This is a genomic window from Lacrimispora brassicae (assembly GCF_054772055.1).
The window spans coordinates 104,565-116,824 of record NZ_BRYH01000053.1 but is presented as its reverse complement, the minus strand read 5'-3'; the positions used below and the strand labels follow the sequence as shown (position 1 = coordinate 116,824).

The window sequence follows — 12,260 nt, the reverse complement described above, 5'->3', positions numbered from 1 at the left end:
ATCCCTCCTTATTCCGATGGTGCAGCTTCTTGCACCGCCTCTTCTGGTTTTGTATCTCCCAGCAGTTTTTCAAGATCTCTTCGGATCTTCTCAAGTTCAATAACTTTATACCTCTCAAGTTCAGCAATCTCCTGCTGCAGTGTTATTTTTTTCTTCTGCATGGCCGTCAGTTCGCCGTTGCATTTATTTCGGGTCTGTTCAAGCATTCCCTTTGCAGTCTGCTGGGCAGCCAGCAGGGCTTCCGAAATCTGATTTTTCATTTGGTTATATTCCGCGCGCACCCTTCGCAACTGCTCCAGTTCCCTGCACTGTTCTTCCGCTGCCATCCCGATCTCGTCCAGAAGAATATCCACTTCCCGGGCATCATAACATGTTCTGAATCTTTTTGTCAGTTTAACAGCTTCAATGGATTCTTTTGTCAGTACCATTTTTACTCCTCTCCTTTGTCTCACCATTCTCCGGCTTCCGGCCGCAAAATACCGACTACGATGTACCGGGCGTCATCAAATTCATAGCTGCATGTGGAAAGCACAAGGAATCTGTCACCTTCCGTGTATTCTGCACTGCTTTCAAATGTAGTCTTTGACGATGCATAGGATAACAATGCCTTCCGATTTACCTCATACATAAATGCCCGATTCCGCCATTCCCCTGCACTGATCACACAGCCATATTTCAAATCAACCCGATAATTTCCCTGTTCTGTGTATAAGTACAAATAAGGGTGCTGTTCAAAATAATCCTGTTCCTTATACCCTGTCAGAGAACCAAACATCCCGCCGGATTTCATATGATGTCCGTAAATAATACTTAATTCTCCCTTTAGATCCTTCGGGCAGTTGTAATCGAAAAACAATGTGCCATTGGCATTATAGGTTCCATCCGGAAGATGATGAAGATACCAGTCGTAATCATGTGCCGCCATAACCGGATAGTCAATTTCGGTGTCCGGGCAGTACAGCCATGCGGCTGCATCAGAATTGTTTTTTTTTAGCGCTTCAAAATCAATGGAGACTGGGGGAATCTCCACTGCCGGCTCTCCACCGGACTTATCTTCTGCCCTGTATTCAGAAGAACGGCTGCTGTCCTGGCGGCGGACCTGTTCTTTCAGATTCTCATAGCTTTGATTCCCTTCTTCATAAATCTGCAGGCTTTCCTTAAGCTTATGCCCGGAAAACACCATGACACAGATAGAACCGATCAAAAGGAACCATACAGCCGATGTAATTATTTTTTGCCGTTTGTTCATGCTTTACCTGTTCTTTTCTCACTGTTATCAGATGTCCGGTGATTCTTTCTGCGGCTCCAGACAAGAATCAGATAAATGACGCACCCTGCCCCTACGGCAGCAGCAGTCCAGAACATTGCTGCATACAATTGGAATCTGGTATCATCACCGGTTTTCGGACTGTACGCTCCTTCACCGGCATTGCCCTCACCGGTTTTGCCTTCACTTCCCTGATAATTTGCAAGGGGAGCATTTGCGTTTTCAAGCATAATATCGTTGCTGGCTCCATCTCCGGAACCGGTTTCTACGCTTCCAGGGCCTCCATTTCCGCCGTTCCCCTTGTTTCCGCCGCTCCCGCTTCCACTGCCCCCATTGCTTCCGCTTCCCCCATTATACTTGTTGATAAAAGTGCAGGATTCCACCTGTTTGTTCCAGGCATTTGTCACCGTCCGTATAACCACAAGCTGGCCATCTGCATCTTTTACCACATCAGTGATCGTGTAAACAGAGCTATCGTAAGTGTACCCGCTGCCCGGGATGACTACTTCAGAAATCGTATAATAATAGGTGCCTTCCCGTATATATATCCATGTCCCGAAATCCTTTTCCCCGGAACCGTCAATGGTGATATACTTGACACCATTGACGCTGCCTTCCGGCATAGGATTTTCCCTGTCACCGGCAGTCAGGGAAAAGGTGAAACTGTCGGTCCTGGGCGGATTGCCTGATACTGTTTTTTTAACGGGAGGATCTACCATGACTTCCCGGTCGCTTGCCAGCGGAGTATATGTATTTACAAACTGAATGCTGTCCGCTTTATTGCCGTCACTTTTTTTAACCACGATTTCAGCGGAAAGATTCCCTGCCATCCGCTTTACATAAACCTCCACGGAATAAACCTGAGTGTCACAGGAATATCCCTTAGCCGTGGATGATAAATTTTCTTTGATTTCATAGCGATATATGCCGGTATCAGAAAAAGTGATGGGACCAATTTCCTTCACCCTTGTCCCGGCAGCCGTAAAGGAATGGACATTGCTTAAAGTCCCCGGCGGCATTGGATTTCCCGTATCCATAGAAATGAGATCATAGGAAAATACATCACCTACATCTGAGGCGGAACTGTTTTTAATAAAAACCTGATCTACATATAACGGAACCAGAACCGGCTCCCCGCCTGCATAAGCATTCAGGGGAAATGCTGTGGCCAAAAGACAGAGGAAAAGCAGGAGCCGCACAGTTATCTTTTTATCTTGTACTTTATTTGGGGCGCTCATAGTTCCATTACCCCCTTTCCCGTTTTTTTCTGAATTTATAATATATTGCAATAGCAAGCAGGATTATTAGAGTAACCGGTAATAGGATCCTCAGCCAACGGGGAATGCTTTCCCACAGGCCGGCTTGTTGGTCCACCGATGCCGTAATATTTGCATTGCCTGATATTTCCTTCTTAAACGGATTGGTGAAGCCTTCATCCGAAATCCTTGCCACAAGGACATCTCTTCCATTGGTGGCTTCTGAAGAGCAGGTGGTCAGAAGCAGAATATGATCTTCTGCGGTCACCCCGATCTGGCGGGTGTATGCTGCCTTATCCAACAGATATTGAAGATATGCCTGCTGTGCCTCTTTGCCCTGGACCCGCGGTGCAAATACTCCCCCGTCGTATGCATCTGTCTTAATAAAAGCAAAAAATTCCAATCCGTGATCTTTCCCGTTATAATACAGATTGCCGGAAACGTGATTGTCAAAAAAGCCTTTGTCACCAAACAGGCCAAGTTCTCCAAACATCGCCTGTTTCTCCATGTGATGACCGTATAAAATACTGTTAAAATCCTGAAAGTCCTTACTGTTGGAATAATCTAAAAAAATTGCTCCTGAAAGGGAATATTCTCCTAATGCATTGGTATTTACATATTTTGCATTGTCATTTCCCTGTGTTACCGGATAGTCGATATTCGTGCCATAAACCGTGAGCCAGCTAAATACCTCCGGATTAATTGCCTTAAGTTCATCAAATGATATACTGCCTTCTTCTGTGCCCGGTTTGTAAACGGAGTACTGGGCAGCATCCGCTGCCTGATATACCTGATCCGAGTCCCATATGGCGTAAACAGCTATAGCGACCAGTAAAAGGATGACAGTCAGAACTATGAAGTCCACCGCACTATTTGCAGCTTTTACTGCTTTTCTGCCAATTTTTTTTACTGTTCCCATATGAGACCCCTTTCCGGTATGTTATATGTTTATTGAAAAATATTCCGGCTGCTTATCAAGCCTATTCCTAACGGAAGGAAGCGCCGCCCCGCTTTTTACGGGATTTTACCACTACAAATGCAGCGAATGCCCCTGCTGCCAGAATCAAAATCATAATAAACGGCAGGTTATTGATGATCACGCCTGTAGGAGTAATGGTCCTGTAATTATTGGTAAATGCCGCACTGTTTTTAAATTCACCGATGAGCCTGGTGTCTGTGGAAAGAGCCGTATTGTCGAAAGCATTGGAAAGGCCGATTGCAGTTCCCCCATTTACCACGACCGCCGCAGATGCCGTATAATGTTCCACTGCACTTTCTATTGCAACATAATCTGCACCAATATGCAGATCGGTAAATACCAGCTTCTGATCATGTTTAAGAGAAACTGTCTCTGGTGTTCCCGATGTAAATTTAATATAAGAATAACCACTGCCATCGGTCTGTGTGTTTGATGAGTTATCTGCTGACGTAACCACCTGATTGGAGGAGTTCAGAACATATGCCATATATGTAGAAGCGCCTGAAACAACGCCTGGCTGTGTTGCTGTTACCTGGAAAGCAAAATATTTGGTCCTGTCGGCATAATCCCCGGAAACTGCTTTACTTACAGTAAGAACATGGTTATTGGGGTCCGTAGGATCAACGCCGCCTGCAGTTTTTGAATATGTATTGGTAAAAATTATTTTGCTGTAATTGCCAGTGATGTTAGGATCACCTGGTTCCGGCGTGGGATCCACCTTCTCGCCCGGATTTGAAGTTTGGTTGCTGCTGTCATTTACAGAAATACTTGAAGCAATGGCAGCTATGTACAGTCCGCCGGTGCCATTTTTAATGTAAACAGCAATTGTATAATTGGCAGGAGAATATGTATAGGTTTCATTGCCGCCGGGTGTATAGCCTGTCACGCTCTGGCTTTCTTCAACCCTGTATACGTACACGCCCGCATGGGGGAAAGTAACGCCGGAAAACACATTTCCCGATTGCTTTAATATGGTCTTGGTGCCGTTTGAAACGGTACCTGTATCTCCTGACGTAAATGCAATGTTCACAGGACTGATGGCGGGCATGGAAGCCAGATCTGCAGCCGCTGTTCTGTCATCAACGCTTACCGGTGATAATTGAAAGGAAAAGGTCGCGCCGGGGGTTGTGGTTCCTTCCGGCATATCCAGCTTTTTCGTGATTGCGGCCTCTGCAGGTTGGCTTTCCGTACCAAAGATGGCATTACCGACCGCAAATGCGGATTGGGCTGTCCCTATGCACATGACCGCAGCAAGTGCCATGGCAGTCAGCCTTCTTCCCAGCTCGTTATTTTTCTTTTTCATCTTTTTTACACTCCTTAATTTATATTATTGTATTTTATATTAACATAAGGGGAGACGGCTCTGTTCCGGCTTTCTTCCGGCATACAGAACCGATCAGGGCTTACCCTCAGCCTGCCACATATGCTATATATTTCTCCATCTGAAGACCGTCATAACTTTCCCCAGTGTATCTTTTACCCTTACGGCTCCATAAATACGGCTGTCCGCAGCGTTTCCCCGGCTGTCACCAAGAACAAATACTTCTCCTTCCCCGACAGTAAGGGGAAACTCCATGCCATCTTCATACCGTTGGGTGGCCGTATAGATTCCCATCTCCTGCTGAAGAGCACCATTGACCAGCAGCCCGTCTTCTGTAATATCCACGGTGTCGCCTGCTGTGGCGATCACCCGGCGTACCTGCTTCTGCCCCTTAAATTCCAGCACCAGTGTGTCCTGAGCCACATAGTTTTTGTCCAAACGGTAGAACATCACCAAATCTCCATCTTTGACGGCTGGAACCATGGATGCATCCGGATTACGGCAAAGTCCGAACAAAAATGTGAATACCAAAAGAAAGGCAAGGATGATAGCAGTAATTTTAGCCAGAAGAAACAGGATTTCCTTTCCAAGGGAGGGTTCTGGCAGAAATTCATGATTGTTTTCTGTTGCTTTGATTTCTTCTTGTTTTTGTATTTCAACCATGTCACTGCCTCCTTTTCCAGGGATAACGAATCATACCTGCGCCCACCAGTCCCAGCAGAAGAAGCATGGACGCTCCCAGCAGTACCGGCCCCTGAACACTCCCCATGAGTACACCGGTGGGTACGGCACCATATCTTGTGTTGGTAAAATCAAAGGTTCTGTCTGCTCCTGCCAGGCTGACCAGCCCTGTATCCGGACTGTTTGGGGGACTTAAGGTGCCGTTATCCGTAAAGGACACACTGTAATTGGGATCATCAGATTCCACAATGCGGACATAACCCTGAGGCACAGGAACCCCAACGGTAATCAACTGTCCATGCTTCAGCTTAAATATGGCTTTTCCTTCCTCATCCAGTGTCATTGTTCCTCCAGGCGGCGCCTCTGCGTCCAGACCTGATACAGAACCGCCCGTATACAAGAGCTGAGTTCCTCCCGGGAGCGCTGCTCCGCTGTTGTCCGACAAATATATTGTAAAAGAAAACTCCCTTGTCCTGTCGGCGTAGTCGCCTGCTGCTATTTTGGAAATGGTGACTTTTATTTCATTGGGCCCGCCAATATGTACGGTCACCTGTTTGGTAACTGCCTGGGATTGCCCGTCCGGAGCATAGGTATAAGTGACAGGAACGTCTTTTGGAACTGTTGCGGCCGTGGAACTTATAATCGCCGGAAGTGCTCCATTGTCAATGGCCGGTACCACTGAGGTACCATCAGCCAGTATGGCAACCGCGTTGGTATATCCACTATCCAGGGCTATCTGGCTGCTGATTCCCTGTGCCTGTTCCAATGTCATCACTCCATCGTTGGCATAGAGCGCATACTGCCGGCCTGCCGAAACAGCCGTCCCGTCTTTTACAACGGTTACATATGCATCTTTGTGCACCTGGCTTCCAGTCAATGCCTCATCTCCGGCCGTATAGCTGACCGTATGAGTCCGCCATATCTGATCCTGACCCAAAGGCATACGGATCTCTTCCAGCATCTGGGCCGTTATATTGTTCTGGAATAAAGGTGACCCGCTGGCCTGGGTATAGGAGATAATATCAGCGGCGCTGTTAATGGCAGCAGCTTCCGATTCTGTGATGATGACATCCACGGCAGATACCTGAGTATTGCCCTGGGCAAACTGCGCCCTGATATGGAAGCTATAGTCCTTGTCGTCACCGCTTGCCGTCCAGTTTTTTGTCTGGCCTGCCTCCCCTGGATCAATGTGGTAATTATGAGGGGACGAAGAAATATATTGGTCAGAGCCATATATATCCACAGCTTCCACCCACTCCCCACGATAGGAATCCGGAACAAAGGAAAATACCGGATAGGGAACCGTTCCTGGAATCAAAGCGCTTGGTATGGCAATGGCACCCGATACAGACGGCGTATTGGCCGGAACCGTACCATAAGCACTGACCCCTTGTCCGGAGGAAGGTGCTGTTGTAGCTACCGGAACATTATGATAGATCTTTCCATGTCCTTCCGTTACCTCCCAGTTATAGACCGATCCCAGAATTGCAACTGCATATCCGTTATTTCCTGAAAAATGTGTATCGCTGTCCCCGATGAACGTTCTTCCGGTTGCCTCCTCAAACCCTCTGAAATTCACAGGAGTGATTCTGTCCTTTGCTTTTGTTTTATCCGGGTTCAGGGTGATGACCCGCCAACCGCTGTTCACTCCAAACCAATTCGTCTGCAGATTGGTGTCTGCACCTGCATTGCCCACCTTCATCCATGTCAGCGCATTGTTTTCATTGGTTATGATATCGGTAAAAACGATCTGGTCCGCCTGACCGGAAGACTGGACATATACCTGCCCTTTGCCTTCCACATATGCGGTACCTGCAATGAAACTTGCACTGGCGGAAGCAATACCCAGGCCTGCCCCCTCCATTCCTTCTCCGGCATGCAAGGTCACATCTCCAAAGCTATGGTAGGATGTTCCGTGATTGGATACCGTGGCATTTAATCCGTTCTTGATATTACCGTTCTGTGCCACCAGCAAACGCTTCCGTATATCCATAGAAGTGAAACCAGTGATTCCCTTTGTGGAGATTTGAATCCGATGAGGCAGTCCGTCAGAGGTCTGGGCAGGTTCCCGGTCTCCCAGGATGTTACTGGGATCTTCTGACTGGGGTCCCACGTTTATTACTGCTTTCTTCCCCGCTCCCCCACTTGCCGAGGCCACGGAGTTTGTAATATTTTCTGTACCATTGCCGGCACAAAGTCCTGTGATGGTTCCCGCTGAAACCAGGTTGACCTGTACATCCCTTTTCAGGATTCCCCCGGAAACATTTGCATAACTTGTAGCATACAAATTGCCTATGACAGCTTTGGGCGCATTGACATTGATAATAATATGCCCGGCCCTGGTATTATCCGCACTACCTGCCGCAACAGAACAATCCCCGTATATATTGAGCCCGTTCAGCAAATCTGTCTGAGAATCGTCAGTCAGAACATTTAATGTTATGGTGTTATCCGCGTTTGTACCAAGGTAAGAAATTGACTCGGCATTAAGCCTTCGTCCTCCGCTGATGCTGTCGCCGGGTTCAATGGAAAAACCATACTGGTTCCCCCGCAGATCGACTGTGACACTTGCATTGCCGTAAATATACCCGGCATATGACGGTCCCGCAGAAAACCCACGAAGCACGGCAGTACGCGCTGTCCCTGAAAAATTGCCTCCATGAACCACAATTGCAGCATCACCGCTGATATAATGGGCAGTGGTAGATCCATAAGTACCTCCCATTGAAGCATTGATATAGACATCGGGCTTATCAAAAACTTCTACGCTTACATTACCATCCTGATAAGTATCGTTCCATCCGCCGCCGCTGAGAAACCAGTCTACCTGACCTCCGTGAACCTCTGCCCGGCCATCTCCTACATGAATATAACTGTTGTAACCGGTTCCTTCGCAGGTATCAACCACACCTCCGTGATGAATCCTTACGGAGTTTCCAACCTGCACTCCGCCGAAGCTGCCGCCGTAAGTCCACCGGGCCAGAACATTCTTTGTGACCAGTGTGGTATCTCCTTTAATGCAAAAACTGTTATTGGAAGAGATCGTTCCTCCGCCTCCGACTAAATCAAACCCTGTAACGAATCCCTGGGAGGTATTGGTGGTGGAATAGCTGTAGCTGTTATAGCTGCCCAGATAAGCAATTCCCTCTGTTCCCACCTCAGAATAAGCATTCCCTTCCATATATCCCCAGCCTGCACCGCGGAACCAATGCTCGTTATCTCCGCTATAACAAATGCTTCCTTCATATATTACATTGGTAATATTTCCATAGAGCTGGTATCTGGCTGCGGCTTTTGCCGCATCAAGACCAGCTTCCACGTTTGTGACCTTTGCGTTAGAAGAATTAACCGTAAAGGAACTCTGCCAACTGCTGCCGATGGCAGCATAATGACCTGCGCCACCGGAAAAAACACTGAGAGATCCCCGATTGTCTGCACCTGCCCTCACAAGATTGACAACATTCCCTTTCACAACGCCGGACTGGTAATTCGTGCCCAAATAACATACCCTGCCATAAGTAAAATTACTGGTGTCAATATTGTTTTTAATGACATAATCACTTGTATATACAAGGCCCGAAAGGTCGGAGGTATCCACTGCTCCCCCCAGCGTAGCATCACTTCCTACATTGCCGTACAGGGAACCGCCGACTATACGGCTTGTTCCCGCCGTCCAGACATACCCTGCATCGACGGAGGAAAAGCGGCCATTTCCGCTGATCTCATTGGTAATCGACCCCTCTACGGTTCCATATTCCACTCCGCCCAGGAAACGTTCCAGCCCACCGCTGCCGGTGGCCATATTGGTAATCCTATTGGTAACACTGCCGGTAATGTTGGCAGGAGCACTGGCAGATGCCCCCAGTCCACCGCCCCTGATACTGAACGTGTTGCCGCTGGTGTCATAAATTGTAACAGAAGCATTGCCATTTAAGGTTCCTGTCCTCATACCGCCGATAAAGGCAGAAAAGCCAGTGCCCGTAGAGTAAACCGTTATAGAGGCCGCTTCCTCTGATGGTGTAACAGACCCGGTGCTTCCTCCTCCAAAATAGCGGGTAGCTGCCATCTGCCAGGAATTACCTCCCAGAGTAAGAGCATACCCGTTCATATAAACTCCCTGAGTGCCGGTATCCCCCGCATTAAACGTATGCCGGATGTTTCGGAGAATGATGTTGCAGCCGAAATTCCTTTCTCCGGTGCCTGATACGGTGAAGAGACTTACATCGGAAGGAGCAGACATGGCGGCTGTGTCTGTAACCGAATCCTCCTGGCTTCCTGTCAGCACCAGTGTATTCAGCCTCCCCCGAAGGGATGCAAATGTGACATCTCCTGTACCGGTTGCCGAAACAGTATTATGAAAGATATTTCCCGGCAAATTCGTAATATTAGAGCCAACATACATGATGTAATCTGAATTTTCCTGGTTTCTCTGATAAAGGCCAAGCAAAGCCGAGCGGAGGCCGCTTTCATCTGCCGTATAAGCCTGATAATAGCCACTTAAAGGATCACCGTCCGCTTCCATTACTACCAATTTGCCCATGTCTCCGCCGGCAAGTACATTCCCTCCTAAAGGCAGGTTAACAAATATCCCTGCTGCCAACGGAGACATGGTGATGCCCAGGCGCAGACCGGCATTTATATTCTCTGCCGCCGTATCCACTCCTTCCGGGATCACAACTGTCTCGCTGTAAGCTGCCGCATTTTCCTCATCCACCAGTACCGTATTAAATTTGTTGTCGCCGGTAATTCCGGCCAACGGCAGAAGATACTCTGTTTCTCCAATGGTTTCAGATGTTATTCCCACCACATAACTGCCGGGTTCTATGCTGTCAAACAGGTACGTGCCATCTTCCTGAGTCCTGGTCTCCTGTATTGCCACGCTCTTATCGTCTGCTGGGTAAAGGCTGATAAGATAACCGGCCACACCGTTTTCCCCATCTTCCATCACACCGTCTGCATTTTCATCCAGCCACAGACAGCCACTGATCCGGCTGCCAGGGGAAAGTTCGGATTCCGATGCCACGGTTACGACGGAGACAGGACGGGCCTGGGCATAAAGATAGGCCCCTATATCAGCCGTAAAAAGATACGTTCCTGCCTCATCCTTGGAATACACCCCGCTGACATCCCATGTTACGGGTATGTCTGCAGCAGCACCTCCCTCCAGGGTTGCCGCCAGTGTTTCCGGCAGTGGAATATCGGTACCTTCTGTACCTAATGGAACAATAATTTCTGTCACAGGCACATCAAATGCTATAATTAATTCCTTTTCTCTCTCGTTCTGTGCAATACCCCTGACAGGCAGCAATCCTGCAAGCACCAATCCTACCAGCAGCAATGTAAGGCCAATGTGCCAACTGCGTTTTTTTCTCATACTGTACCTCTGTTTCCAATGATTTCATACATTTATAAACCAACACGAAATATCATAAGTGCTTTTCCATGGATCTGTTTTTTACTTACTGCACCATAGTTACGGGAATCATGAGAATCCCTTCGGTGATCTCCCATAACGAAATACTGATTTTCGGAAAGCGTAAGCGGGTAACCGGCTTTCGTCTTTCCATAAGTCTTTTCATAGATATACGGCTCTTTTTGTGCTTCTCCATTCACGAGAAGAAAACCGTTATCATTATCAAACTCCAACACATCACCTGAGATGCCGCAGATACGCTTTACGTAATCTTTCCGGCCATTTGTCTTAATAAAAATTATATCTCCTCTTTCATAAGAGTTTGAAAGTTTCCAGAATATGATGACATCTCCCTCATTAAGAGTCGGTTCCATGGAGGTTCCAGATACCACAGCAATGCCTAACATCACATTAAAAATCACCGCTACTCCTACTGCAGTCACCGCTCCTTTTATAAGTGAGAACCAAAATGGCTGGCTGTTATAATCCGGTGCTGCAGCATGTTTTGGCTGATACGTTTTTACTGACCTTTCCATAATTGCTTGACCCCACTTCCTTTTTAGGGAACTATTGAGGAGCATTGATATCAACAGCAATTTCATTTGCTGTTTCCGGTTATGTCCATATACAAATCATCATAATATACTTAACCTTGTAAGTATTATTTTAAAGAACACTTCTGCTTCTGACGCAGATTATCTCTATCATAATTACCTTATTCAGATTTGCGCTTTTCTCTAATTCACCTTTTTACCATTTTTCAAAAACAAACTGCAAATTAATATAAATTGTTCTGTAAAAAGCCGACTCAGAGAATTCTCCCTGTTCCAACTTTTAAAATTTTTTCTTTTGAATTATTCATTCTTTTCCTATTTATGTAAAAATCTTAAGGAATTTTTTTATGTGTATCCTATCAAAAAACAAGGAAAAAGAGCACTTTCAAGTTCTCAAACGGGCTTTTAAAGAACTGAATTTGATATTTTTAAGATTTTTTTAAGATTTTTTCCAATTGTCAGGCTCACTTCTTGCTGAAAAAATATACCAAAACTTCTTTCATCAAAAGCCAGGATATTTATATCTGACTTTTGATGAAAGAAAACAGTGAATCATGCAAACTTATAAGATTACCTTCATAAATTTTAATTTTATATTGCAGGAAATAAAGAAATAGCATAAAAGCTTTTCGAAGTAAAATTCAGGCAGATACACTTTCATGGTAAAAAGGAATGAAAAAACAGACCATGTCATGCCGGGAGGCCCGTTCTAACATAGGAAAAACGGGCAGATCATTGCGGGAATCAGAAGCCACGAACGTGAATAAATGGTACCTTTGAAATGACATT

8 protein-coding genes are annotated in these 12,260 nt (G+C 46.6%); all 8 read right to left on the bottom strand.

Annotated elements, in window-relative coordinates:
• Positions 1-8: 8 nt before the first annotated feature.
• Positions 9-428 carry a hypothetical protein gene (locus ACYVD3_RS24145; RefSeq protein WP_460645051.1) on the bottom strand — a complete coding sequence of 140 codons (420 nt, stop codon included), beginning with the start codon at positions 426-428 and terminating at the stop codon, positions 9-11.
• A 20-nt stretch (positions 429-448) separates the two neighbouring features.
• Positions 449-1,249 (bottom strand): sortase domain-containing protein, encoded by an 801-nt coding sequence (locus ACYVD3_RS24140; RefSeq protein WP_460645050.1) that lies wholly within the window; start codon positions 1,247-1,249, stop codon positions 449-451.
• Positions 1,246-2,505, bottom strand: coding sequence for a Spy0128 family protein (locus ACYVD3_RS24135; protein ID WP_460645049.1), 1,260 nt, complete (start codon positions 2,503-2,505; stop codon positions 1,246-1,248). Before ACYVD3_RS24135 ends, ACYVD3_RS24140 begins: the two co-directional genes overlap by 4 nt.
• 7 nt (positions 2,506-2,512) lie before the next feature.
• Entirely contained in the window at positions 2,513-3,442 is a 930-nt protein-coding gene (srtB, locus tag ACYVD3_RS24130) for a class B sortase (protein ID WP_460645048.1), read from the bottom strand.
• A 67-nt stretch (positions 3,443-3,509) separates the two neighbouring features.
• Positions 3,510-4,805 (bottom strand): DUF7601 domain-containing protein, encoded by a 1,296-nt coding sequence (locus ACYVD3_RS24125; RefSeq protein ID WP_460645047.1) that lies wholly within the window; start codon positions 4,803-4,805, stop codon positions 3,510-3,512.
• A gap of 123 nt (positions 4,806-4,928) precedes the next feature.
• Positions 4,929-5,486 (bottom strand): signal peptidase I, encoded by a 558-nt coding sequence (lepB, locus tag ACYVD3_RS24120; RefSeq protein ID WP_460645046.1) that lies wholly within the window; start codon positions 5,484-5,486, stop codon positions 4,929-4,931.
• Between the two features lies 1 nt (position 5,487).
• Positions 5,488-10,878, bottom strand: a complete 5,391-nt coding sequence (locus ACYVD3_RS24115; RefSeq protein WP_460645045.1) for an SdrD B-like domain-containing protein — start codon at positions 10,876-10,878, stop codon at positions 5,488-5,490.
• A gap of 32 nt (positions 10,879-10,910) precedes the next feature.
• Positions 10,911-11,453, bottom strand: a complete 543-nt coding sequence (lepB, locus tag ACYVD3_RS24110) for a signal peptidase I (RefSeq protein ID WP_460645044.1) — start codon at positions 11,451-11,453, stop codon at positions 10,911-10,913.
• Between the last annotated feature and the right edge of the window lie 807 nt (positions 11,454-12,260).

Bases quoted from the DNA above. Each gene is read 5' to 3' on its own strand.
- ACYVD3_RS24145 (WP_460645051.1), bottom strand. From the start codon at position 428: ATGGTACTGACAAAAGAATCCATTGAAGCTGTTAAACTGACAAAAAGA.
- ACYVD3_RS24140 (WP_460645050.1), bottom strand. From the start codon at position 1,249: ATGAACAAACGGCAAAAAATAATTACATCGGCTGTATGGTTCCTTTTG.
- ACYVD3_RS24135 (WP_460645049.1), bottom strand. From the start codon at position 2,505: ATGAGCGCCCCAAATAAAGTACAAGATAAAAAGATAACTGTGCGGCTC.
- srtB (WP_460645048.1), bottom strand. From the start codon at position 3,442: ATGGGAACAGTAAAAAAAATTGGCAGAAAAGCAGTAAAAGCTGCAAAT.
- ACYVD3_RS24125 (WP_460645047.1), bottom strand. From the start codon at position 4,805: ATGAAAAAGAAAAATAACGAGCTGGGAAGAAGGCTGACTGCCATGGCA.
- lepB (WP_460645046.1), bottom strand. From the start codon at position 5,486: ATGGTTGAAATACAAAAACAAGAAGAAATCAAAGCAACAGAAAACAAT.
- ACYVD3_RS24115 (WP_460645045.1), bottom strand. From the start codon at position 10,878: ATGAGAAAAAAACGCAGTTGGCACATTGGCCTTACATTGCTGCTGGTA.
- lepB (WP_460645044.1), bottom strand. From the start codon at position 11,453: ATGGAAAGGTCAGTAAAAACGTATCAGCCAAAACATGCTGCAGCACCG.